At 68.0% G+C, this 22,987-nt stretch carries 22 protein-coding genes and 1 pseudogene; 11 read left to right on the top strand and 12 right to left on the bottom strand.

Annotated features, from left to right (window positions below; all coding sequences use genetic code 11):
* From ACWDX9_RS18815 to ACWDX9_RS18785, 7 genes and pseudogenes are all read right to left on the bottom strand, one after another.
* Positions 1–972 (bottom strand): hypothetical protein, encoded by a 972-nt coding sequence (locus ACWDX9_RS18815; RefSeq protein WP_449955319.1) that lies wholly within the window; start codon positions 970–972, stop codon positions 1–3.
* 315 nt (positions 973–1,287) lie between these two features.
* A complete protein-coding gene (locus ACWDX9_RS18810) occupies positions 1,288–3,588 on the bottom strand; it encodes a glycoside hydrolase family 2 TIM barrel-domain containing protein (RefSeq protein WP_449955316.1) in 2,301 nt (766 codons plus the stop codon).
* On the bottom strand, positions 3,476–4,012 hold the full coding sequence (locus ACWDX9_RS18805) for a fibronectin type III-like domain-contianing protein (RefSeq protein WP_449955358.1): 537 nt from the start codon (positions 4,010–4,012) through the stop codon (positions 3,476–3,478). The genes ACWDX9_RS18810 and ACWDX9_RS18805 overlap by 113 nt, the downstream gene beginning before the upstream one ends.
* 111 nt (positions 4,013–4,123) lie before the next feature.
* Positions 4,124–4,363: pseudogene (locus tag ACWDX9_RS18800) on the bottom strand (glycoside hydrolase family 3 C-terminal domain-containing protein); the annotation flags it as partial.
* 41 nt (positions 4,364–4,404) lie between these two features.
* Positions 4,405–4,854, bottom strand: coding sequence for a hypothetical protein (locus ACWDX9_RS18795; RefSeq protein WP_449955313.1), 450 nt, complete (start codon positions 4,852–4,854; stop codon positions 4,405–4,407).
* Positions 4,855–4,908: 54 nt separating this feature from the next.
* Entirely contained in the window at positions 4,909–5,940 is a 1,032-nt protein-coding gene (locus tag ACWDX9_RS18790; RefSeq protein WP_449955310.1) for a LacI family DNA-binding transcriptional regulator, read from the bottom strand.
* A 219-nt stretch (positions 5,941–6,159) separates the two neighbouring features.
* Positions 6,160–6,654: a hypothetical protein gene (locus tag ACWDX9_RS18785; RefSeq protein ID WP_449955307.1), complete on the bottom strand. Its 495-nt coding sequence runs from the start codon at positions 6,652–6,654 to the stop codon at positions 6,160–6,162.
* Between the two features lie 15 nt (positions 6,655–6,669).
* Between ACWDX9_RS18785 and ACWDX9_RS18780 the strand changes: the two genes are divergently transcribed.
* From ACWDX9_RS18780 to ACWDX9_RS18755, 6 genes are all read left to right on the top strand, one after another.
* Positions 6,670–7,011 carry a family 1 glycosylhydrolase gene (locus ACWDX9_RS18780; RefSeq protein WP_449955304.1) on the top strand — a complete coding sequence of 114 codons (342 nt, stop codon included), beginning with the start codon at positions 6,670–6,672 and terminating at the stop codon, positions 7,009–7,011.
* Between the two features lie 43 nt (positions 7,012–7,054).
* On the top strand, positions 7,055–9,205 hold the full coding sequence (locus ACWDX9_RS18775; RefSeq protein ID WP_449955301.1) for a hypothetical protein: 2,151 nt from the start codon (positions 7,055–7,057) through the stop codon (positions 9,203–9,205).
* 141 nt (positions 9,206–9,346) lie between these two features.
* Positions 9,347–10,639 carry an ABC transporter substrate-binding protein gene (locus ACWDX9_RS18770; protein ID WP_449955298.1) on the top strand — a complete coding sequence of 431 codons (1,293 nt, stop codon included), beginning with the start codon at positions 9,347–9,349 and terminating at the stop codon, positions 10,637–10,639.
* Positions 10,636–11,571, top strand: coding sequence for a carbohydrate ABC transporter permease (locus ACWDX9_RS18765; RefSeq protein ID WP_449955295.1), 936 nt, complete (start codon positions 10,636–10,638; stop codon positions 11,569–11,571). Before ACWDX9_RS18770 ends, ACWDX9_RS18765 begins: the two co-directional genes overlap by 4 nt.
* A complete protein-coding gene (locus tag ACWDX9_RS18760; RefSeq protein WP_449955292.1) occupies positions 11,568–12,425 on the top strand; it encodes a carbohydrate ABC transporter permease in 858 nt (285 codons plus the stop codon). The genes ACWDX9_RS18765 and ACWDX9_RS18760 overlap by 4 nt, the downstream gene beginning before the upstream one ends.
* 197 nt (positions 12,426–12,622) lie before the next feature.
* Positions 12,623–13,222 (top strand): TetR/AcrR family transcriptional regulator, encoded by a 600-nt coding sequence (locus ACWDX9_RS18755; protein ID WP_449955290.1) that lies wholly within the window; start codon positions 12,623–12,625, stop codon positions 13,220–13,222.
* A 7-nt stretch (positions 13,223–13,229) separates the two neighbouring features.
* Here ACWDX9_RS18755 and ACWDX9_RS18750 read toward each other — a convergent pair whose 3' ends face one another.
* Positions 13,230–13,865, bottom strand: coding sequence for an MATE family efflux transporter (locus ACWDX9_RS18750; protein WP_449955287.1), 636 nt, complete (start codon positions 13,863–13,865; stop codon positions 13,230–13,232).
* Positions 13,866–14,330: 465 nt separating this feature from the next.
* Between ACWDX9_RS18750 and ACWDX9_RS18745 the strand changes: the two genes are divergently transcribed.
* The 3 genes from ACWDX9_RS18745 to ACWDX9_RS18735 all read left to right on the top strand — a co-directional run bounded on the left by ACWDX9_RS18745 (position 14,331) and on the right by ACWDX9_RS18735 (position 19,192).
* Positions 14,331–15,203 carry an NADP-dependent oxidoreductase gene (locus ACWDX9_RS18745; RefSeq protein ID WP_449955284.1) on the top strand — a complete coding sequence of 291 codons (873 nt, stop codon included), beginning with the start codon at positions 14,331–14,333 and terminating at the stop codon, positions 15,201–15,203.
* Between the two features lie 518 nt (positions 15,204–15,721).
* Complete coding sequence (locus ACWDX9_RS18740; RefSeq protein ID WP_449955281.1) at positions 15,722–17,713, top strand: FHA domain-containing protein; 1,992 nt, start codon at positions 15,722–15,724, stop codon at positions 17,711–17,713.
* A 96-nt stretch (positions 17,714–17,809) separates the two neighbouring features.
* Entirely contained in the window at positions 17,810–19,192 is a 1,383-nt protein-coding gene (locus tag ACWDX9_RS18735) for an FAD-dependent oxidoreductase (RefSeq protein WP_449955278.1), read from the top strand.
* 198 nt (positions 19,193–19,390) lie between these two features.
* Here ACWDX9_RS18735 and ACWDX9_RS18730 read toward each other — a convergent pair whose 3' ends face one another.
* Positions 19,391–19,522: a hypothetical protein gene (locus tag ACWDX9_RS18730; protein WP_449955275.1), complete on the bottom strand. Its 132-nt coding sequence runs from the start codon at positions 19,520–19,522 to the stop codon at positions 19,391–19,393.
* Positions 19,523–19,533: 11 nt separating this feature from the next.
* Between ACWDX9_RS18730 and ACWDX9_RS18725 the strand changes: the two genes are divergently transcribed.
* Positions 19,534–19,752 (top strand): hypothetical protein, encoded by a 219-nt coding sequence (locus ACWDX9_RS18725; RefSeq protein WP_449955272.1) that lies wholly within the window; start codon positions 19,534–19,536, stop codon positions 19,750–19,752.
* Between the two features lie 386 nt (positions 19,753–20,138).
* Here ACWDX9_RS18725 and ACWDX9_RS18720 read toward each other — a convergent pair whose 3' ends face one another.
* Positions 20,139–20,651, bottom strand: a complete 513-nt coding sequence (locus tag ACWDX9_RS18720; protein WP_449955269.1) for an NUDIX hydrolase — start codon at positions 20,649–20,651, stop codon at positions 20,139–20,141.
* Between ACWDX9_RS18720 and ACWDX9_RS18715 the strand changes: the two genes are divergently transcribed.
* Positions 20,562–21,005 (top strand): tyrosine-type recombinase/integrase, encoded by a 444-nt coding sequence (locus ACWDX9_RS18715; RefSeq protein ID WP_449955266.1) that lies wholly within the window; start codon positions 20,562–20,564, stop codon positions 21,003–21,005. The two genes, ACWDX9_RS18720 and ACWDX9_RS18715, sit on opposite strands and share 90 nt — an antisense overlap.
* Here ACWDX9_RS18715 and ACWDX9_RS18710 read toward each other — a convergent pair.
* Positions 20,941–21,291: a hypothetical protein gene (locus tag ACWDX9_RS18710; protein ID WP_449955263.1), complete on the bottom strand. Its 351-nt coding sequence runs from the start codon at positions 21,289–21,291 to the stop codon at positions 20,941–20,943. The two genes, ACWDX9_RS18715 and ACWDX9_RS18710, sit on opposite strands and share 65 nt — an antisense overlap.
* 218 nt (positions 21,292–21,509) lie before the next feature.
* Positions 21,510–22,817, bottom strand: a complete 1,308-nt coding sequence (locus ACWDX9_RS18705; RefSeq protein ID WP_449955260.1) for an aspartyl protease family protein — start codon at positions 22,815–22,817, stop codon at positions 21,510–21,512.
* Between the last annotated feature and the right edge of the window lie 170 nt (positions 22,818–22,987).

Raw genomic sequence — 22,987 nt, 5'->3', positions numbered from 1 at the left:
TCAACATCCTTCGAGCTTTCGCCGCGTGCAGGCCTCATCTTGCGAGATCGGCCGCCAGTCGCCGTTCGCGGTCCCGTCGTAGTAGGAGCGGTAGGAGCCGGCGAAACCGGTCAGCCGGAACGGGCCCTTGTCGGGCGCCTTGACCTCTATCTTCTCAATCCGGTCCTCCGCCAGCACGGTGACCAGGAAATCGAACTCGTAGTACCTCTTCTTCCCGGTGACCGACAAGGACAGTGTGACTGGTTCGTTCCACTTCAGATCGATCTGCTTCTTCCTGAAGTACGAGACGTCCCGATCCTTCACGGTGGTGAATCGAGGAGCCGGCGCATCGAGATCGGCGGCGAGCTCGATGGTGTCGACTTCGCCGGCGGTGCTGAGGAAGGCCAGCGCGCCGTCCGAGACGGGTTCGCGGGTGAGCACGCGCGGCTCGATGTCGACGATGCGCAGACTGGTGCGGTTGCCGATGAGGACGACGGTGATGTCCGCGTGGTCGAGCAGGGCTCTTTGATGGCGGGTCAGGACGGCGTTTCGCTGGGAGTCGGCTGCTCCTGTGCCCAGGAGGATCGCCCGCTCTCTGGCGTCGGTCACCGGCTCCCTCAGCGCGATGTCCCGCTTGGAGTACTCGAGGGCCACGTGACCGATTTTGATGGCGGGCTCGCCGCCGACCTTGTCGATTGCCTCGAGTCCACGGGCGTTGAACCAGGTGGCGAACACGACCCCGACCGCGGCGATGATCACCGCACTCAAGATCCCAGCCAGCCACGCCCGCACACCCTTCCACCGCCCGGCCCCCGCCCCCGCGGCCTCCTGATCCTGTGGTGGCGCGGGATTCGTTTGATTTTTCCTACTCTTGCCACGACGCCTTTTAGCCATGAACGTCCCCCACCGGTCGTTCCTCCCTGGTTGTATATCGGCGCACCCATCGCGGTGTTGCGCAGCACAAGGCATCACCGCCGCCAGCGGAGTCGCCATCGCCGACGGGATCACTTCGCGAACACCCACCGGCACGCGCTGCACAGTCGCCTCGAGACGGTAGCCATGGCAGACCACGGGGCACTCGCCAGTTCCTGCGCTCGATTTAACGGGCGGTCAGTTCTGTGACGTCAACCACGTTCACCGTCTCCTGCGGCCGACCTGGACCCGGCCGTACGTGTCAATGCGATCGGGGCGCAGCACGACCGCCCGCGCGGCGGTGCGCTGGACTTGGGTCGTCTGCCGCTGCAAGCGCATTGAGGCTCACAAGAAAGGCCCGGGTGCCCGGGGCGGCCCCGTCGCCATCCGCCGTGGTCACCGGGCCGGCTTTTCGACCGTGACCAGCACTTCGGCAGGGTCGCAGTCTGGGGCGGAGGCGGTCAGGCGGATGGCGCCGGGTGCGGTCGGCTTGACCACGGCGAGGGCGCGACCCTGGTAGGTGCGGTGTTCGGTCGCCTCGAAGCGTTCCTTGTTCGACGGGTCGGCGCTGCCGAAGCCGAGCAGTGTTCCGTCGCCGGAGACTTCCACCCGGACAGGGCGGTCTGATGCGGTGTGTACGGTCCCGGCCGAATCGACCAGGGTGAAGGTGATGTAGGCGAGGTCGCCGCCATCGGCGGTGACAACCGGCCGCTCGGGTTCGGCGTGCAGCACGACGGGGCCGGTCGCGGTGTGGAGGATGTCGCGGCCGGTTTCGACGCCGTCGCGGTAGGAGATGGCGAGCAGTTCGCCTGGTTGGTAGGCGGTCTCGAACGCGGTGCGGAAGCGGTGTTGTTCGCCGACCGGGTTGCGTCCGAGGGAGCGGCCGTTGACCAGAAGTTCGACCTCGTCCGCGTTGCTGTACACCTCGATGATGATCGGGGCGCTTTCGTGGCCGGGCCAGGTCCAACTGGCGATGCTGTCACTCCAGGCCCACCGGCTGCTGATGACGGTCTTGCCATGGTGTTGCGGCCGCTGGACGGCGAGGTAGGGCTGAGGGCGCAGGCCGAAGACGATCTCCCGGTAGTAGGAGACGGGGAGCCGGTGGCCGGTGATGTCGAGGTCTCCGCAGTCGGCCAGCAGGTACGGATACGGCGCCATGAACGTGGGGCGCGGGGTATCCGGTGTGGCGTACTGCGGCCGGCCGAGACCGACCTCGCCCAGGTAGTCCCAGCCGGTCCAGGTGAAGTCGCCGATGACGTGGCTGTGCTGTTTGACCAGTCGCCAGTTGTGGTCGATGCGGGGCGGGAAGGTCTCGGTGCCCAGGATGACCCGGTTCGGGAACAGCGTGCGGTCGGTCGCATAGCGGATCTCCGAGTAGTTCATCCCGGCCACGTCGAGCACGCTGTAGGACTCGGCGGTGCGGGCGGTCACCAGGTCGGAGCCGGCGACGGCGTTCACGTCGAATCCGCTGTCGGCCATCAGGGTGTTGATGCCGGTGTCGTCGCCTTCCTGGCCTCGCAGGTCGGGCAGCAGGGCCAGGAGATTGTTGATCCCGTTGGTGAGGAAGCGGGTGTCGTCCAGCGCGCGAACCTTCTCGGCGAGCCTGCGGCCCCACATGGCTCCGGTCACCGTGCCGGCTTCGGGAATCTCGTTGCCGAGCGAGTAGAGGACGACGCTGGGATGGTTGTAGTCCTTGGCCACCATCGCCTCGATGTCGCGTTCCCACCATTCGGGGAAGTTGAGGCTGTAGTCGAACGGGCTCTTGCTCCAGGTCCACATGTCGAACGCCTCGTCGACCACCAGCATGCCGAGACGGTCGCAGGCGTCGAGCATCGCGGTGCTCATGGGGTGGTGCGACATGCGGAGCGCGTTGAATCCCGCGTTCTTGAGCCGTCGCACCCGCCGCTCCTCGGCTCGGGCGAACGTCGCGGCACCCAACACTCCGTTGTCGTGGTGCACGCACGCGCCGCGCAGTTTGACCGTCTCGCCGTTGATCCGCAGCCCGTGCTCGGGGTCCAGGCGCAGGGACCGGATGCCGAAGGCGACCTCCACGGCGTCGATGTCGGTGATGGACACCGCGCACGTGTACAGGGCGGGCGAGTCCGGGCTCCACAGCGAGGGGTCGCGGACGTAGAGACGCCGACGAGCGACGGCCGGTTCGCGGGGCTGTACGGTGACCGGCGCGGTGTCGGACGCGACGACAATCCCCGCGGCATCGCGGATCTCGGTGACCAGTTCGACGGTGCGGATGCCGATGGAGTCGTTCTCGATCGTGGTGGCGACCTCCACGACCGCGCGTTCGGTGTCGATGTCCGGGGTGGTGACGCGGACGCCGTCCGGGCTGACGCGGACCACGTCGCCCACGAGCAGCCAGGTGTCGCGGTAGATGCCCGCGCCGGAGTACCAGCGCGAGTCCTGGTGGGTGCGGCACTCCACCCGGATCTCGTTGTTCTCGCCGAAGCGCAGGAACCGGTCGGCGTCGATGAAGAACCGGGAGTATCCGTACGGGCGTTGCCCGGCGTAGTTCCCGTTGATGAACACGGTGGCGTCCCGGTAGACACCCTCGAACTCCAGCATGATCCGCTTACCCCGGTGCTCCTCGGGCGCGAGGAACGTCTTGCGGTACTCGTACGCCCCGCCGGGGAAATAGGCGGTCGCGGCGCCGTCCATGGTGGCCTCGCGGCCGCGGACGATCATCGCATCGTGTGGCACTGTCACCGGCTGGAACGGGACCGCGGTTCCGGCCAGTTCGGCGAAGGGATTGACCTTCGGACGGAACTGCCAGTTGTCGTTGAACGATGCGCGGATCACGTGTCTCCCTCGGCGTGAGAGTTTCCTGAAGCGGGGACGCGGCCTGCCTCACCACCACCGGGCTGTCGAGCGTGAGGCGACCGGCCAGAACCACGTCGGCCACGGAGGATCCGACGTGGACGAGGTACTCACCGGGCTGGGCGACGAACGCGCTGCCGGCCGGGTCGTAGCTCGCGAGCGCGCCCGGCCCGATCGAGAGGACGACGGTCTCACAGGCCCCGGCGGTCAGGTCGCCGGTCTTGGCGAAGTCGGCGAGCTCCAGCGCAGGCCGTTCCAGCGCTCCCTCGGGCTTGGAGACGTAGACCTGCACCACCTGACGCCCTGCGGCCTCGCCGGTGTTCGTCACCTTGACGGCAACCTCGAGCGGCTCGCGCGCGGGGTCGAGCGCCGTGAACGGCTCGGGGGTGATGTCGAACCCGGCGGGAAAGCGTGGCCTGCCACCCGCGCAGTCGTAGAAGGTCCCGCTTGCGGGGATGTCGGCATATGCCTTCGCCCACGTGTCGGGCAAGCGTCCTGAGGGGTTGACGGTGCCGTCGAGGACCCGCAGGAGCGCCGGCCCGGCGAGCATGCCGCCGACTCCCGCCGGCAGCAGCGCGTCCACGTCGTGCCGCGCGACGAACGAGGTGTCGATCGGGTACGGCGTGTTCAGCACCACGACAGTGCGCGAACGCGCTGCTCACGGCGCCGATGAGGGCGTCCTCGTCATCGGTCAGCGCCCACCACCGAGGTACGGAACGCGTGCCGCGCATGTCCGAAGACGTTGAGCGTGCCCGGAGCAAGGGGCAGGACGTCATCGCGGTTCTCCAGCAGGACGATGCCCTCCTCGGCCACTCTCCGCGCGATCTCCTCGTGCTCGGCGAATTGCCGCTGCGGCGCCATGCGAGGCCGGGTGCGGATGACGAGGTCGACCGGCTCCATGGTGATGCCGTCGGTGTCGGTGAACCCTTCGACGTGCAGCGTGTGATCGCGCCCGTGCGCTGTCAGGTCGATCCTCTTGGAGAAGGACGCCGTCACCGAGCCGCCGAGCTCCCGATCGAGCATGAACAACCGGCCATCGACGTCGTCGATGTCGAAGTCCAGGACCTTGTCCTCGCACACGACGAGGCGAGGCGGGTCCTGGTGGCCGCGCGGGATCTGGGACAGGAAAGCCATCCAGGCCCTTGAGGTAGGTTGCCGATCAAAGCGGCTCGTCACGATCACCCGCGATCAGGTCGCGAACGATTCGCGCTGTGTTGCGGCATCTGCCGGGCATGGGCGGGGCGAAGCGGTGGAGCCCCGCACGACCAGGCTCGGAATGACCGAGAAGTGCGCGGCCGACGTGCGGCCGTCGATGCGCTCCAGCAGCAACCGCCCGGCCGTGCGGCCCATGACGACACCGTCCTGGTTGACGGTGGTCAGCGCGATGTTGGGATGAGCGGCCAGCTTGGTGTTGTCGTAGCCGGCCACGGAGACGTCGCCGGGGACGGACAGGCCGGCCTCGTGCAGCGCGGCCAGGACGCCGAGAGCCGCCTCGTCGGAACCGGCGAAGATCGCGGTGGGGCGCGGCGACCGGCTCAGCAACTCCTGCGCGCCGCGGTAGCCGCCCTCCTCGGTGTAAGAGGTCGTGGCAACGACGATCTCGTCGGCCAACCCGTGCTCACGCATCACGCGCCCGTAGGTCTCGGCCCTGATCTGCGGCGTCCGGTCGGCGGCCGGCCCGTGCTCCCTGTCAAAAGTGATGTGCCCGATGCGCCGGTGACCGAGCCCGATCAGGTGTTCCATGACGAGCTCGGAGCCGATCCGGTCGTCGTCCACGATCGAGTCGTACGCCGGGGACCGATCGTGCCTGCCGAGCACCAAGGTAGGAATCTCACGTGCCACCTGCTCCAGGTGCGTGCGGCCGGCGAGCGGGGCGATCATGAGAATGCCGTCCACCTGCCGGTCGATGAGGGCGTCGATGGCTCGTTTCTCGGTCTTGTCGCGCGTGCCGCCCTGGATCATGATCGCTTGATAGCCGGACTCGGCGAGCTCGTCCACCAGGCCGGTCACGATCTCGGCGTAGAACGGGATGCCGATGTGCCGCAGGAGCACGCCGATGGTGAACGCCCGCCCGCGCAGCGCTCGTGCGGCGGCCTGAGGGCGGTAGCCCAGCTCGTCGATGGCCCGCTGAACGCGCTCGCGCATGGCGTCGCTGACGCCGTAGTCGTTCCGGATCACCTTGGAGACCGCCGCTTTGGACACCCCGGCGTGTTTCGCCACGTCGGAAATGGTTGCTCTTCGTCGCCGGTCAGGCGCGACCATGGGCTTCCCTTCTCAAACCGAAGTTCTGCCGATCCTACGGTGCCGAAGTCGTCGTCGCACGCGTGGACCGGTCTATGAAGAATAACGAACGATCCTCAACGCGCCCCTATTGGCTAGTAGCAGTGTCGTAGACCGGTACACATTTCTCCTTGACCTCCGCGCGGCGTAACGGCTACGTTAACTCGCATTCCGGGGGCCCGCCCCCGCCTCTGCCGGCCCTTGCTGCGGCACCGACACCTGATCGAGAGACGAATGCACACCTTCCCCGACGGCTTCCTCTGGGGCGCGGCGCACCAGGTCGAGGGCAACAACGTCGACAGCGACTTCTGGGCGCAGGAGGAGCGCATGCCAGAAGCGGATCGCAGCCCGGCCGCTGGACGGGTGTCCCGCGCGGCGCTCGCGCACTACCGGCGCATGATCGACGAATGTCTTGCGCGCGGGCGTCACCCCGTTCGTCACGATCCACCACTTCACCTCACCGGGATGGTTCGCCGAGGAGGGCGGCTGGCGGAGCCCCACGCTGGAGGCCGACACACCCAGGCCGGTCAAGCCGGCCCCGCCGGTGGAGATCGGACGCCGTATCGTCGAGGCGCACCACGCGGCCCGGGACGTGCTGCGCGGGCGCACCGGCGCCCGGGTGGGATGGTCGGTCCAGAGCCGCACCCCGTCCACCCGGACAACACCCTCGTGCGCACGGCTTACCGCCCCGACGCCCTCGGCATCGCCGTCCGGCACATCGCCGAGATGCTGCCCGACGTCCCGATCGTCGTCACCGAGAACGGCATCGCGACCGGCGACGACTCCCGCCGCATCGCCTGCACCACCGGCGCGCTCACCGCGCTGTCCGGGGCCATGAAAGAAGGCGTGGACGTGCGGGGCTACCTCCATTGGAGCCTGCTCGACAACTACGAATGGGGGCGCTGGGACCCGACGTTCGGCCTCGTCGCCGTCGACCGGGAAACGTTCGAGCGCCGGCCCAAGCCGAGCCTCGCGTGGCTGGGCGGCGTCGCCAAGGCCAACGCGCTCTGAGGGACCTCAGCAGCTGAAACTCAAGATCCAAGGAAAGGCGAGGATGTCCGAAGCAATCGACCGGCGCCGACTCGTACGACGGCACAACCCCGTGCTGACATCCGCGCACCCCGCCGACGTCCTCACGGTCGGCAACGGTGACATCGCGCTCACGGTCGACGTCTCCGGACTGCAGACGTTCCCGTCCTTCCACGAGCTGGTCCCCGACCCGCACCGCGTCGCCGGCGACGGGCTGTCCGGCCTGCCCGAGCAGCGCCCGCGCGTCTTCGACGCCGACGACTTCCAGATCCCCCTGCGCACCCAGTCGATCTGGGGCTGGTACGAGACGCGCACCGACCGGGAGCTCCGGATCGAGGACACGACCACCCTGTACGAGACGTCCCGCGGCCCGGTGCCCTACCTCGACCGCATGGGCCTGCAACGGGCCGGCGACCCCATCGCCGACGAGTTCATCCCGGGCGCCTGGTACCACTTCAACCCCCGCCGCGCTCACCTCGGCCGCCTCGCTCTGGTCCGCCCCGGCGGGACGGGACTCGACGACCCGGCCGCGTTGACGGACGTCCGCACCGAGCTCGACCTTTGGACGGGAACGATCCACGCCGCGTACGTGCTCGACGGCGAACGCGTCCGCGTCACCACCGTCGCCGACCCACGAGAGCACCGCTTCGCCGTGCGCGTCGAGTCCCCCCTGCTGCTCCGCGGATGGGGCGTCGCCTGGGTGTTCGACGAACAGCCGGACGACCTGGCGGCCTTCGAACTCCCGCTCGCGCAGGAAACGAGCTGGGACCAGCGGACGCGGCGCCACTGGAACGCGCGGCGCACGGTGGAAACGCTGACCTACGGCGTCAGCGTCCGCACCACCGGCAGCCTGCGTGAAGGAGCCCGATCCGTCGTCGCGCGCACCGACACCAGTGGCCTTGAGGTTGTGGTGACCCTGACGCCGGATCCCCGCCCGGAGCAGGACGAGCACGACTTCGCCGCCGTCAGCGACTCCGCGAAGACCTGGTGGGCGGAGCACTGGAGCACCGGCGCCTCGGTCAGCCTGGCCGGGAGCACGGACGCGCGCGCTCCGGAACTCGAACGGCGCATCGTTCTCTCGCAGTACCTCACAGCCGTCAACAGCGCCGGAGCCACGCCTCCCGCGGAGTCCGGTCTGACGTACAACACCTGGACGGGCAAGTTCCACCTGGAGATGCACTGGTGGCATGCGGCGCATTTCCCGATGTGGGGCCGGGGGCGGCTGCTGGAGCGCAGCCTGCGCTGGTATCACGGCGCGCTGGAGGCGGCGAAGGCGACCGCCCGACGGCAGGGATATCACGGAGCCCGCTGGCCGAAGCAGACCGATCCGTCCGCGCGCGAGTCGCCGAGCAACATCGGCGTCTTCCTCGTGTGGCAGCAGCCGCACGTGATCTACCTGCTGGAGTTGCTGCACGGCGAGGGGCGCGACGAGCCGTTCCTGCGCGAGCACTACCCGCTCGTCGAGGCGACCGCCGACTTCATGGCCGACTTCGCCGAGGAACGCGACGGATCGTTCACGCTGCCGCCGCCGCTCATCCCCGCGCAGGAGAGCTACCTCGCCGACCGGACGACGGTCGCCGACCCGACCTTCGAGCTGGCGTACTGGTCATGGGCGCTCAGCGTGGCCAACGAATGGCGAACCCGGCTCGGTCTCGAACCACGCCAGGAATGGGACCGGGTGGCGCGGAACATGAGCTGGCCCGCCTTGCTGCCCGACGGAACCTACGCCGCGATCGCGACGCCCCCGCTGCTCATCCGCAAGGATCACCCATCCATGCTCATGGCCTTGGGGTGGCTGCCGGACACGCACCTCGTGGACCCGGCCACGATGTCCGCGACGCTCGATGCCGTATGGGAGCGCTGGGACCTCCAGTCCGGCTGGGGCTGGGACTACCCCGTCATGGCGATGACCGCGGCCCGCCTCGGCGACGTCGGCCGAGCGATCGACGCCCTCCTGCTCCCCTCGCCCAAGAACGTCTTCCTCCCCAACGGACACAATCCGCAAATGCCGGGATTTCTCACCATTTATCTGCCGGCGAACGGAGGACTGCTGGCCGCGATGGCGCATCTTGCCACGGCGGTGAACCAAGGGGCGGAGCTTCCCGACGGCTGGATGATCACGTCAGAAGGACTGGGCGCGCTTCCCCGCCCGCGCGCCCTTTCCGCACCTGAGTAGCTACGGAAGGACCTATCAGCCGGCCGCCGGCGACAAATAAAAAGAACCACATCAATGGCATTGTACGGCGTCCACCGAAAATGCCGGGCGGGCATAGAGAAGTGGCCGCTTCCCCATCCAAGGCTTCCAAAGGTGAGGACCATGGGTATAAATCTTTCAGCACGCGGCACCCGTCGCCGCACCAGCATCGCGGCGGCATCATTGGCGATCGCCGGAGCACTCGCCCTGGCAGGCTGCTCGTCGTCCGACGAATCCGGCACCGGGGACGCCGGGCTGACTTTCATGAACCAGTCACGCGGGCAAGAGGCCGCGCTCACCGAACTCGCGAAACAGTACACCGCGAAGACCGGCGTCAAGGTCACCATCGACTCGCCCGGCCCGGCCGACTACCTGCCCAAGCTGCAGGCGAAGGCACAGTCCAGGTCCATGCCCGACATCTATTCGTCGTTCGACGCGACCCAGATGGCGCCGTTCTACAAGGCCGGCTGGGCGATGGACCTCTCCGCCGAGTTGAACGCCGGGTGGAGCAAGAACTTCAGCCCCGCCGTGCTCAAGATGTCGACGTTCGTGGCAGGCAACAACCTCGGGGTCAAGCCCGGCGTCTACTCGGTGCACTGGGAGACGCAGACGTACGGCTTCCTCGTCAACCCCGCGCTGACCGGAATGTCGGCGGAGAAGCCGCCCGCGACGACGGCCGAGTTCATCGACGCGCTCGCCGCGAAGAAAGCGAAATTCGCCATCGCCGCCTCGCAGACGCCGAACATCATCCAAGGTCTCGCCTCGAACTGGCTGACCGACGACGAGATCGCGGCGACCCTCAACGGAAAAGCGAGCTGGAAACAGGACGGCTGGCGCAACGCCTTCCAATTCCTGCTCGACCTGAAAAAGGCCGGCGTCCTCGCCGACAACTCCATCCCCGGTGGTCAGGACGACCATCCGAACGTGGAGTCGTCCTTCTTCACCAGGTCGACGGGCGCCATCTTCGACGCCGCCCCCGGCGTTTCGGTGGGTCTGCGGACGAACCCGGAGTTCGAGGACTACTTCTCCACCGGGCTGCCCAAGGCCTCCGGAAGCGTCCACGAGCCGCGCTCGCCAGGTATCCCCGGCAAGGGCGCGGTGATCAACCCGAGGGGCAAGCACGCCAAGGAGGCGCTCGCGTTCGTGAAGTGGCTGACCGAGCCCGAGCAGCAGGCGGTGTTCGCCAAGGACGCCCGCATCCTGCCCAGCAATCCGGAACTCCTCGCCGGCACGGACATCCCGGCTCAGCTCACCGGCTTCGCCGCCGGCGTGAAGAACATGCAGGTCATGTCGACGACCTTCACACCGGACGTGAACACCGCGATCAGGGCGGAGTCTCAGCGCCTGGTGCTGGGCGAGACGACGGTGGACGAGGTGCTCGCCACCATCCAGGCGGCGCAGGACCGCACGTCATGACGACGCAGCACCTCGCGATTCCCGCGCGGCGTCCTTCCCGGGCGCCGCGCGGGAGGCGCACTCTCCGTCGCCATCTGATCGGCTGGTTGTTCCTGGCGCCGGCCATCGCGCTCATCGGGATCTTCACGATCACGCCGTTCGCGCAGGCCATCCTGCTGAGCTTCCAGTCCTGGGACGGCGTCAGCCCCGACACCCCCTGGGTGGGGCTGGACAACTACGCCTTCGTCGCCTCCGACCCGATCTTCTGGGCGTCCATGCGCAACGTCCTGTTCTTCGGGGTCGTCGGCTTCGTCGTCGGCAACGGAGTCGCCCTGGGCATGGCGCTGGCCGTCAACAGCGTCACCCGCGGCAAGACGTTCTTCCGCACCGTCTTCTATCTGCCGGGCGTGCTGTCGGTCGTCGTCGTCGGCCTGCTGTTCTCGTTCATCCTGGCTCCCGGATCCGGCGTCCTCAACCGGCTGCTCGGCCTGGTAGGACTGGGCGAGCTGCAGCAGAACTGGCTGGGCGACCCTGCCGTCGCGCTGCCCGTCGTGGCGGCGGTGTTCGTCTGGTTCCACTGGGGGTTCGGCTTCCTGCTCTTCCTCGCCGGGCTGCAGGACGTGCCGAAGGAACTGTACGAGGCCGCCGAGCTCGACGGCGCGAACCGCTGGTCGAGGTTCCGGTACGTCACCTGGCCGCAACTGGCCCCGGTCACCTCGATCGTCAGCCTGCTCACGCTGCTCGCCGCACTCCAGATCTTCGGCACCGTGCAGGTGCTGACCAACGGCGGACCCGGCCACCACACGATGGTGCCGACCCTCGCGATCTACAACGAGGCGTTCGTCAACTGGCGTTACGGCAGCGCCGCGGCCATGTCGGTCATCTTCGGCGGCGCACTCGTGCTGCTGTCCGTGCTCCAGCTCACCATCGCCAGGCGGAGGTCCCGCATATGAGCGACCCGACAAGCCGGACCCGTCCACCTCGACCAGGGATACGCCTCGACAAGATCGGCCTGTACGGGCTGCTCGGCGTCGCCGCACTGATCGCGCTGTTCCCCCTGCTGTGGATGCTGTCCGGATCCCTGCAGAGCCTCACGGAGTTGCTCTCCAACGACAGCTTCCTGCCCGCCGACCCGCAGTGGCACAACTACGTGACCGCATGGGTCCAGGGAGAACTCGGCATCTACCTGCGCAACAGCGTGCTCTACACGGGATCCGCCGTCATCGGCATCCTGCTGGTGTCCAGCCTCGCCGGGTACGCGCTCGCGCGGCTCGACTTCGCGGGCAAGGGCGTGTTCACGCTCGTCATCCTCGCCGTGATGATCATCCCCGCGCCCGCCATGTTCCTCGCGCAGTACAAGCTGCTCATCTCACTCAACCTGACGAACAATCCCGTCGGCTACGTACTGATCCTGATCACCTCGGGCATCCCGATGTCGACGCTCATCATGCGCAGTTTCTTCATCAGCCAGCCCCGTGCTGTCGAGGAGGCGGCCGCGCTGGACGGCGCCGGCCCGCTGCGCATCTTCTGGAACGTGATCCTCCCGCTGGCACGGCCCGGCCTCGCCGCCGTGGCGGTCATCCAGGGGCTGGGAGCGTGGAACGAGTACCTCATGGCGCTCGTCCTGTTCGAGGACAACTCCCTCATGCCCGTCCAGCGCGGCCTGACCGCCTTCACCTCCGCCGAGACACCACAGCAGCAAATCCTCCTGGCCGCCACCACCATCTCGATCGTGCCTGTGGTGATCTTCTATCTGATGGCTCAGCGTCACATCGTGAAGGGCATCGGCGCGGGCGCGATCAAGTAGGCGAGACCACGAGCGCTGCCCGTGACATCACAACAGGCGGCACCAGCGATGTCCCCTCCACATCGAGAATCCACTCCGGTGGACACAGAACAAGCTGAAGGCCCTCGTTCGACCGGTATCTTCGATGGTGCCGACCACCCGCCGTGTTCTGCAGTCGAGCCGGTCAGGGGCCGACATGCAGCCGAGAGGGTCGATCGATGAGCGCGGGCTATCCGAAGGGGCGACGGCGACGTGCGGAGATCGTCGAGGCCGCCTTCGCCAAGTTCGCCTCGGTCGGATACCGCAACGCCAGCATGGTGCAGATCGCCGCGGACTGCGGAGTGTCGCGGATGGGCCTGGCGCATCACTTCCCGACGAAGGAAGCTCTCCTCGCCGCCGTGCTCGAAGAGCGGGATCGGGTCAACGGCGAGTTGTTCTTCGCCGGATTCGACGCGACGGCGGATGGCTTGGACTATTTCTCTCGGCTGGCGCGACTGGTGGAATACAACGCGACAGTGCCGGAGCTCGTGCGGCTGTACGCCATGCTGTCGGTCGAGGCCGCTGATCCAGCACATCCCGCGCATGCGTACTTCGTCGAACGGTACAAGAACATCCGCCGGGACATTCGCGATGCGCTGGAGGAACTTCATGCGCGAGGGCTCGTGCGGCCGGGAGTGAGCATCGCGGGTGCCGAGTCGGATCTCATGGCGTTGCTCGACGGCCTGCAGGTGCAGTGGCTCCTCGACCCGACCAGCGTGGACATGGGCGCCCGCTTCCGGCGACGGCTCAGCGAGATGTTCTTGGTCGAGGTGCCGTGATGAACGGCTACGCGGCGGCTCGTGCCACCCGGGTCCCGGGCTTGCCGAATCTCCGCAGAAGGACGACGGCGGCCACGACCGAGATCGCTTCGCCGATCGGCAGGCTGATCCAGATTCCTGCCGGCCCGGACATCCCGAGCGCCAGGACGAGCGGCACCTTGATGACCATCAGCGTGCCGATCGAGATCAGATACGACGGCGCGGCTTTGCCGAGGGACTGGAAGTAGGCGGAGATCAGAGGCGGGACGCCGGCGAAGACGAATCCGATCGCGATGACGCGCAGCGCATCGACCGTGACGGCCGTGGTTGCCTGATCGCCGATGAACAGCCCCACCAGCGGCTGCGCGAGCAGGGCGATGAGCGCCGCTGTCACCGCCCCGTAGATGACGGTGGCTCGCATGGCGAGCGTGAGGGTCCGGTCGACACGGCCGGTCAACCCGCGGCCGGCGTTGTAGCCGACGATCGGCTGAATAGCCTGGGTGATGCCGATCTGCGGCGTGAACACGAAGGTCTGCAGCCGCGCGCACACCGCGTAGGCGGCCAGGACGACCGCGCCGGTCGCGGCAAGAGACATGTTGATCAGGGCTGCCAGCAGCGTGGCGCCGAAGCCGGCAAGGAAGGAGGGGGCGCCCACCGCGAGCACGGCCCCGATCGTCGCCGGGTGCCGTGCTCGATGAAGACCGGCACATACAGCCGCTTGAGCAGTACCGTCTCGACCACCAGGAAGTCGCACGCGTTGATCGCGTGGGCCTGAGCGGCCAGGAACTGCCGCCAAGTCCGCCCAGCCCGGCGAGGCGCCGGATCGACACCGGCGCCTCGCCAGATCTCCCACACCGTGAAGGCCGCGATCCGATAGCCCAGCCGGGCCAACTCGCCCTGAATCCGCCTATTCCCCCAGGTCGGGGTTCTCCCGAGCCATCCGCACCATGAACGCCTTGACCGGCCGGCCGGCGGGTGCCGGGCCGTCCCGGGCGCCGTCTGTCGGTGAAGGTCCACTTGTGTTCGGGTACGACGGTCGTACGCGGACATGTGTAGGCGAGGACGGGACATAGGGGGATTCCGGATGAAGGCGATTGTGGTGACGGACAAGGCCGCGGGAACGGCCGGGATGACGCTGGTGGAACGGCCCGAGCCGCAGGCAGCGCTGAACGACGTCGTCGTTCAGGTTCATGCGTCGGGATTCGTCCCGACTGAGATGGAGTGGCCCTCGACCTGGACCGATCGCCTCGGCCGTGACCGGACACCGTCAATCCCTGGGCACGAGCTGGCCGGAGTGGTCACCGCTCTCGGCTACGGCACCAGGGGCAGGTCGGTGGGACAGCGGGTGTTCGGCATCACGGACTGGACTCGCGACGGCACCCTGGCGGAGTATGTGGCCGTCGAGGCACGCAACCTCGCCCCGCTGCCCGGCGACGTCGACTTCACGGTGGGCGCGAGCCTGCCGATCTCGGGACTGACCGCGTGGCAGGGACTGTTCGAGCACGGCCGCCTCCAGGCAGGGCAGAGCGTCCTCGTGCACGGCGCGGCCGGCGCAGTCGGGTCGATGGTGACGCAACTCGCACGAGAGGCCGGCGCCTACGTCATCGGCACCGGACGCGCCGCCGACCGTCAGAAGGCGCTCGACTTCGGCGCGCAGGAGTTCGTCGACCTTGAGACCGACGCGCTGGAGGACGTGGGCGCGGTCGATCTGGTTTTCGATGTCATCGGCGGCGACATCGGGCGGCGGTCCGCAGGCCTGATTCGAGCCGGAGGAACACTGGTGTCCGTCGTCGGGCCGCCCGAGGCGCGGCCTGCCGACGGCCTGGCGATCGACTTCGTTGTCGAGTCCGATCGCGCCCAACTGAGTGAGATCGTCCAGCGGGTGCGGGACGGACGACTGCGGACGAACATCGGCAACGTCGCGACCCTCGACGATGCCGTCGCCGCCCTCAACCCGACCGAGCGACGCAGGGGGAAGACGGTCATCCGCGTTCGTCCGTGAGGACTCGAGGACGCGATCATCGGGCGGCAGGTCGGGATTTTGCTGCATGATCAGGGCAGCGGCCGCGACCGTCGCGCGGTGTTGTCGTCGCTGGTCTACCGGTTGGTGAGGTGCTTGTTCGGCTTGCCGGCGGTGCTGATCCGCTCTGACCTGTCGAAGGATGCCGAGCTGCTGGTGCTCCGTCACGAGAACCAGCTGCTCCGGGCAGGCCCGCGACCTCGCTGCGGCACGCGCTCAACCAAGACGGAACGATCGACCTCCAACCGTCATCGAGAAGGCGATCGAATCCCCGCAAGCCAGGCGCTCACCCTCACCATGGCGTCGCACCCGAAAACGGACACCCAGTTATGCCCGCGCAGGGATCCTGTCCTCACGCCCGCTGACCATCAACCCGCGCGGAACAGAGAAGTCCCAGCTGCCGATGTGCGTACTTCCCACTTACGCGGCTGCGTCTGGTCGCACATGATGGACGTGGACTCATCGATGACCAGATCTCCTGTCACGATAAGGAAGGCATCATGCCCCCTTCCATCGTCGGACACGACGGCCCCCTCACCGACCGCCACTTCCCGCTCGGTGACACGCCGACCACCTTCGGCCGCAGGCAAGACTGCAGCGTGGTGCTCTCCAGCGAACGAGCTTCGCGCCGCCACGCCGAGATACGCCACGAGGCGGGGCGTTACATCCTGCACGACCTGGGAAGCCGAAACGGAACGCTGGTCAACGGCAGGCGCGTCACCTCACAGGTGCTCCAACCGGGCGACCTGATCACGATCGGCGACGAGCAGTTCCGCTTCCTGCCCTCCGACGACGTCGCGACGGTCTACGGCGCGTCCCCGCTGCCACAGGCGAGGGTACCCGCCCCATCGGTCGATCCGGGGCCGGTACTCCGGGTGACCGTCTCCGGCGGCGGGCCCGTCGGGCTGAGCTTCGCGCTCCTCCTGGAGCACCTCATGGGATCACGGGTCGTCGTCACTGTTTACGACGGCCGCTGGACCCAGGACGGTGCTCAGGTCGCGTGGAAGGGGCAAGATCAGGGAAATGTACGGCGCCAGCAGGTCGTCACGGTTCAGAGCCGCCAGTACCTGAACCTCCCCGACCCGGTGCAGGCTCGGCTGTTCAAGCCCGGGGCGTACTCCGAGATGTGGCCGCCCGGCCCCGACTCCATCCGAGGACAAGCCCCGCGCAACCTCCGCATCGCCTACATCGAGGACACGCTCCTGCAGATGGCCGGCGAGAAGTCCGACCGCATCCGGCTCGTCCCCACCCGCTTCGATCCCGACGAGCATGGCGACAGCGCGAAGCAGGATCATGTGCTCGCCATCTGCGAAGGTGGCCGTTCGCGCACGCGGGAGCATTTCACCGGCAAGTTCGGCACCGCCGACAGCTCGATCTACTCCCTGAACGGCAAGCACCTGCAGGATGTCGTGCTGGGCTTACGCGTCAAGTCCGACCTGCCTGACGCCATGTCGGTCCTGCTGACCGTGGCCCAGAACCGCTACCTGCTCAACGCCCTGGGCGGCGAGGGTTTCCTCAACATGCGACTCACCGACGAGGAGGCCGAGGAGGTCATCGGCATCGATCCCGTCCGTCGCGTGTTCGAGGAGTGTGTCGCCGCGAGCCCGTGCATGATGGGCCGCACCGACGACGGCGACTTCCACTGCTCCACGCACGGCACCTTGTTCCTGCCCGCCCTGATCAAAGGGTCCGCCCTGTGGCGGCGGGTGCAGGAAGGGCTGGCGATGTTCGGCGTGGCCGAGTACAACCTCAGCGCCGTCACCGCCTTCCGGCTCGACATGGTGCAGCGGCCGCGCTTCACCGCGCGCCTGCAGGCCCCTACGTCCGCCACTCCGGGCACCTACGGCTTCCTGCTCGGCGACGCCGCCAACGCCATCCACTTCTGGCCGGGGCGCGGGCTCAACAGCGGGCTGGCCTCGGCCATCTCTCTGGCCCGGTCGCTCAGCCAGGCCTGGCGCGGGCGGGCCTTCCGCGACGCGGACTTCATCCGCCACGAGGCAGCCATGGCGATGCTCCAGTACCGGCACAAGAGCCGTGCCTGGCAGGCGATGGTCACTACCGACGAGGATGGCGTCACCCGTGCCATCAAGGACAACATCGCCAAAGGCTGCGCCGACGCGCAGGCCGCTCCGAGTTCCGACGCGCAGGTCGCGGCGGACATCGACACACTGATGAACCGGCTCGGGATCGTCCGGGGCCGTCTGTCACAGCGCGTCTCCGGCCTGCCCGACGACGTCGCCCTGCGTGCCCACCTCGGCCGACTGTCGGCTGAGACCCTGCGCATCCTGGTCATCAGCGACGCGTGGGACACGGTGGTCATGGGCGGTGAAGAGGTCGACATCGACATCTTCTACCGCGAGGAGCCCGCGTCCGCTTCGGGTGGAGAACCTGTGTGGGCTCCACGACTCGCCAGCGAGCGCGAACAGCACACCAGGCTGATCTCCAGGTCGGCAAGCCGATCGCCACGGCCAACGGCGCAGGCCCCCCGGTAGACATCGCCGCAGGTCAACTCGCTGCTTCTCTCTAGGGCTCCGCCTCCGTCCGGAGCTGGATAGGCTCCAAGCCATGGCCTCGATTGACGTGACTCGGTGAGCGCCACCCGTCTGCTGGTCATCGGAGCCGATGCAGCAGGGATGAGTGCGGCGCACCAGGCGATCCGGGCGGCCGGGACCAAGCTGGCTGTGACCGCGCTGGAGGCGACCGGCGATACGTCGTACTCCGCCTGTGGCATCCCCTACTGGGTCGCCGGAGACGTGTCCAGTGGCGACGCCCTGGTGGCCCGCACCGCCGAGGAGCACCGGGCAGCCGGGATCGACCTGCGGCTCGGCGCCACCGCGACCGGCATCGACCGACAGGCCCGCACCGTCACCTACCAGGATGCCGACGGTGAGAAGGTGTTGGGCTACGACGACCTGGTGATCGCGACCGGTGCATCGGCCGTGGTGCCGGACTGGGCCGTCCACCCCAGCACAGGGCAACGGTATGCCGGCGTCGCGCCGGTCAAAACGCTCACCGACGGCGCTGCCTGGTTGGACCTGCTCGTGAGACTGCCCAAGGGCAGTGGCCGGGTGGTTGTCGCCGGCGGCGGCTACATCGGCGTCGAGATGGCCGAGGCCGCCAGGAGGCGTGGCTACGAGGTCACCGTGATCACCCGGACTCGGGTGATGAGTTCCTTGGACCCGGACCTGTCCGCTCGCATCGAGAAGGGGATGCGCGAGGCGGGAGTCCGGGTCGTGGTCGGCTCACCGGTCGTGCGGCTGGACGTGGCGGACGGACGAGTGCGTGGCGTGTACACCGCAGAAGGCGAGCGCTATCCGGCGGACCTGGTCGTGCTGGCGCTGGGGATCACGCCGAACACCGGTTACCTCGACCTCGACCAGTTGCCGAGCGGCCCGAATGGCGGTTTGCGACCCGAGCCGGACGGGAGCCTGGCCGACGGGATCTGGGCCGCCGGTGATTGCTGCGAGACCCGGCATCGGCTCACCGGCACGTGGACCTACATGCCGCTCGGCACCCATGCCAACAAACAGGGCCGGATCGTCGGCACCAACCTCGTCACACCAGGCGCGCTGCGGTTCGGCGGCGTGCTGGGCACTGCGATCACCCGATTCGCTGAGGGCACGACCTACTTGGAGATCGCCCGCACCGGTCTGAATGAGCGTGAGGCAGCCGCCGCCGGCATCGAGGTGACGTCCCTGGTCACCGAAGGCAGCACGGCCAGCGGCTACATGAGCGAGGCCGACCCGGTCGCGGTGAAGTTGCTGGCAGCGCCGTCGGATCATCGGCTGCTGGGCGCGCAGATCGTTGGCGGGCGTGGCGCGGGCAAACGTATCGACACCGTTGCCACCGCGTTGTGGCACGGCGCGACCGTTGATGACTTAGCCTGGTCTGACTTGTCCTACGCGCCGCCGTTCGCCACCGCGTGGGACATCGTACAGGTCGCGGCCCGGCGGCTGGCCGACCAACTGTAAGCCACCGGGGTGCGGGCCCTGGCCGTCATCCATCTCCCGCAGGAGCTGGTAGAGGTGCGCTTCATGCCCGTTCATGGCACGGCTGAACGTGTCCCGCTCGGAGACACGATTTCGTACTCTGAACGGGGATTCTGCTGCATGACCAGGGCGGCGGCGGCAACCATCGCGAGGTGTTGTTGCCGCTGATCTACCGGTTGGTCAGGTGCTTTGTTCGGCTTGCTGACGGTGCCGGCCCGCGCTGATCTGTCGAAGGACGTTGAGCTGCTGGTGCTCCGTCACGAGAATCAGGTGCTGCGCCATCAGCTCGATGGCCGACCGCGGTGGGGTCATGGCGGCAGTTCTTGTCCGCTCAAGCCCACGCGATCATCGCATGCGACTTCCTCGTGGTCGAGACGATACTGCTCAAACGGCTGTATGTGCTGATCTTCATCGAGCACGGCACCACTCCCAAGCCACCCACCACCCCTGCCACCGGCCCGTTTGGGCCGACCACGCCGACCGGACCATGGCATTCCTCGGCGAACCCGGCCCGACCCGCCGAACCGAACGCACCCGCCTGAAAGCCGAACACGACCGCGCAAGACGCGTTATCGCCGCGATCGACACCGCTGCCGGAGCACACCCGTGAGACCTACTCCCCAGCAACGCCACCACAACGAAACCCGAATCCGGGCCGCCATGGACCGGCTCCTCCTCGGCGACCCGCCACCCGGCGGACGATGCGACATCAAGACCCTCGCCCGTGAATCCGGCGTTGACCGCACCGCCTTCCACGGCACCCGCCCTACGCCCACCTGCGCGAAGACTTCGAATCGCTGCCCAACACGAAGGGATCCTCCAACTCCGCCGCCAGTGCGGCCCCGACACCGGAGTACGTCGGCTGCCGGCCCGGACGACGGGCATCGGGCCATGCAGCTGAGCCACCCACTCGACCTGATGCCGCCGATCAGCCAGCCGACGGCCGGCCCTCCTTCCCGGATGTCAAATATCGGCGCAACGCCTCTCGCCCACCGGGAACGAAAGGCCATCGATCAACGGCCTCCCGCAGTTCGTGCTCTGTGAGCCAGGCATGCCAAGCGATCTCGGACGCATCCGGAACCAATGGCTCGGTGATCATGGCCTCATGCACCCCGAACCAGACAGGGCCGACCCCCTCCCGGCACAGGAACTTGAACATGAAACGCACAGGGACGTCGGCGCCCAGCTCCTCGGACAGCTCGCGGGCCGCCGCGTCCTCATACGACTCGCCCACGTCCACGGCACCGCCGACCATCACGTCATAGTGGCCGGGAAAGCGAGTGAGCTGTTCAGCTCGGCGCAGCACGAGGATCCGCCGCATCGGATCGCGACAGATCGTCGTCGCGATCCGATGCATCCATCGCCGACGCTCCGCCTCTGCCCGGTCCACGACCCCCAGCACGCGGTCCCGTTCATCCACCCGCTCGACCAGCTCGCCCACGCAGGACACGATCGCAGGCACCACCGACAATCTGCTCTACGAGCACCCCAAGCCAGTGACCTGCATCACCTGACCTACTTGGAAACGCCACACGAGCGACGACCCCCAGCGCGAACACCCCGATGGAAAGCCACCTGCTCGATCGCCATACGAACACAACCGCACACAGCGAGTGCGGGCAGAAGACACACCTCCGCCACCAACCTGCTGCGCCAGGGCATCAACATCGTCGTGGTCGCCGAGCTGATGGGGCATGCCCGTCCGGACACCACCCGCCGGTACACCCTGCTCACCCAGGCGGGCGGACGTGCAGCCAGAACAGCGGGGTCAATCCGCGCCGGTCGACCGGGGTGAGCAGGCCGGAGCACCTGGGATCGGCGAGGACGTCGTACAGCATCAGGACATTCACCATGACGAGCGAGGCTTGCGAGATCCTCAGACACAGGGCCGTCATCTCCACCTCATCGCGCCACAGGCCCAGGTCGAACGGGCTCGGGGACGACTGCGCTGGGACGTCCTGGACGTCCTGGGGGACGTCTTGGCCGGCATGGTCGGCGTGGTCGGCGTCCTGGCGGTCGCGGACCAAGGTCAGGTGGGCGTGGCGGCGCTGGGCGGCGCGGCGGTCACCGACCCGCAGCACGGGCGCCAGGGCCCCTCCCAGGTGACGCCGCCATCGCGGGCGGCGGCGATCTGGCCGGGCTCGACATCGGCCGGCCAGTCACGCCGGTCCGCCAGGAGGGTCAGGGCGGCCAGGACCTCATCGCCGGGGGCCGGTAGCTGCCGAGGGAGCGGTGCGGGCTGGTCAGCACGTGCACGTTCGGAGTCGGGGAACCCAGGAACAGCGTGCGGTCGTGGTGATCAGGCGGCCTTGCCGCGGGCGATGTAGAGGTTCATGTCGGTGAAGTCGAGGGTGATGTTGTAGGGCTTCCAGAAGCAGTGGGCGAAGTGGGCCAGCAGGTCGAACCCGAAGGGGGCGAGCGCGGCCTGTGGGTTCGTGAAGCAGTAGACGTCCTTGGCGACGGCGTCGCCGAGGCGGATCTCCTTCGGGTAGCAGGGGTAGACGACGACTGGGTGGTTGTGGGCAGCGGTCTCGACCGGGCGGTCGTAGTCGGTGCGGATCTGCAACTGTTTGGCCGTGTCCCCATGCATGCCCGCGATGGTCTCGCCGACTCCGCCGAAGTTCACGCCCACCACCCGTGGGCCGGAGTTGGCGATGCCGGCGATGCTGCCCAGGCTGTGCAACTGGTGCTCACGGGCCAGCCACAGCGGCAGAGGCTCGGCACCCGCCCGTTGGGCGGCGGCGCGTGCCTTACCGGCCGCCGCGGGGGTCGGGCGGCGCAGGATCAGCGACCGGCCCGCGTAGTCGAAGGTGGTCAACAGGTGGTAGAACACCCACGTGCCGATCAGGCCGTCGCTGTCAGTGTCGACGTCTTCGCCCGACTCCGTCTCCGACCAGCCGACAGGGATGTTGCGCAGTTCGATGCCGCCCAGCTTGAAGGAGTCCAGTATCCCGTAGTGCGCCCATACGGTGCCCTGCCCGAAATCGACCTCCTCGCTGAAGACAGGGCTCAGCCCGGCCTCCTTGGCCACCGACCCGCGCAGGTTCAGATTCGGGGCGCCGGTGTAGGGCAGGAAGCGCTTCGCCGGTCCGCCGTTGAGCGAGGCTTCCACCAGTGGAAACGGGTCCATCTGCGTGAACTCCACCCGCGCGGTGTCGCCGTGGATCTGATACGCCTCGCCGCTGATCGCCGCGAACCACTTGGCGTAGGTGGTGCCGCCGGCCGCCTGCCAGCATGGTGCGGACAGGGCGAATTTGTCCTGCCGCATGTAGCAGTCGGCCAGGAAGTAGTTGGTGTCCTTGTCGCCGGGCGCCAGGGCGAGGGCCATCTTGAGGTACTTCTCAGCCTCGGGGAACCGGTTGGACAGCAGCCCCACATAGCCGCGCTGGCGGGCCGCCCGCAGGTTCGTGGGGTCCTTTTTCAGGATCTCCTCGTACGCGCGGCCCGCCTGCTCGAACTTGCCGGCCTTGAACAGCGCGTCCGCGTCACCGGCGTCGGCTAACGCCGTGGCGGCCTTCCCCAGCAGCGGTGCGGCCGCGGCGGCACCGGCCAGCACGGCGGCGCCCCGCAGCACCGAACGCCGGTCCCATCCTCCGTCATCAGCCATGTCTGCTCCTTTTCGTGATCACCTTCGCCGTGACTTTCCGTCCCGGCAGACGGTCACAACACCTCCGGCCGGTTCGTCTCCCCCTGCTGGATGAGACGGGGCCGTACAGCGTCGTCCCGATGCGGGCGACCGGATCGCTTCGCAGCACGCTCGGTAACTCGCCCGCCGGC

This window comes from Nonomuraea sp. NPDC003201, from assembly GCF_053590415.1.
This window is presented reverse-complemented; position numbering and strand designations above follow the sequence as displayed.

Coding starts and splice junctions, on each gene's coding strand:
- ACWDX9_RS18815 (WP_449955319.1), bottom strand. CDS start 972: ATGGCGACTCCGCTGGCGGCGGTGATGCCTTGTGCTGCGCAACACCGC.
- ACWDX9_RS18810 (WP_449955316.1), bottom strand. CDS start 3,588: ATGATCGTCCGCGGCCGCGAGGCCACCATGGACGGCGCCGCGACCGCC.
- ACWDX9_RS18795 (WP_449955313.1), bottom strand. CDS start 4,854: ATGGCTTTCCTGTCCCAGATCCCGCGCGGCCACCAGGACCCGCCTCGC.
- ACWDX9_RS18775 (WP_449955301.1), top strand. CDS start 7,055: ATGTCCGAAGCAATCGACCGGCGCCGACTCGTACGACGGCACAACCCC.
- ACWDX9_RS18770 (WP_449955298.1), top strand. CDS start 9,347: ATGGGTATAAATCTTTCAGCACGCGGCACCCGTCGCCGCACCAGCATC.
- ACWDX9_RS18765 (WP_449955295.1), top strand. CDS start 10,636: ATGACGACGCAGCACCTCGCGATTCCCGCGCGGCGTCCTTCCCGGGCG.
- ACWDX9_RS18760 (WP_449955292.1), top strand. CDS start 11,568: ATGAGCGACCCGACAAGCCGGACCCGTCCACCTCGACCAGGGATACGC.
- ACWDX9_RS18755 (WP_449955290.1), top strand. CDS start 12,623: ATGAGCGCGGGCTATCCGAAGGGGCGACGGCGACGTGCGGAGATCGTC.
- ACWDX9_RS18745 (WP_449955284.1), top strand. CDS start 14,331: ATGACGCTGGTGGAACGGCCCGAGCCGCAGGCAGCGCTGAACGACGTC.
- ACWDX9_RS18740 (WP_449955281.1), top strand. CDS start 15,722: ATGCCCCCTTCCATCGTCGGACACGACGGCCCCCTCACCGACCGCCAC.
- ACWDX9_RS18730 (WP_449955275.1), bottom strand. CDS start 19,522: ATGACCCCACCGCGGTCGGCCATCGAGCTGATGGCGCAGCACCTGATT.
- ACWDX9_RS18715 (WP_449955266.1), top strand. CDS start 20,562: ATGCATCCATCGCCGACGCTCCGCCTCTGCCCGGTCCACGACCCCCAG.
- ACWDX9_RS18705 (WP_449955260.1), bottom strand. CDS start 22,817: ATGGCTGATGACGGAGGATGGGACCGGCGTTCGGTGCTGCGGGGCGCC.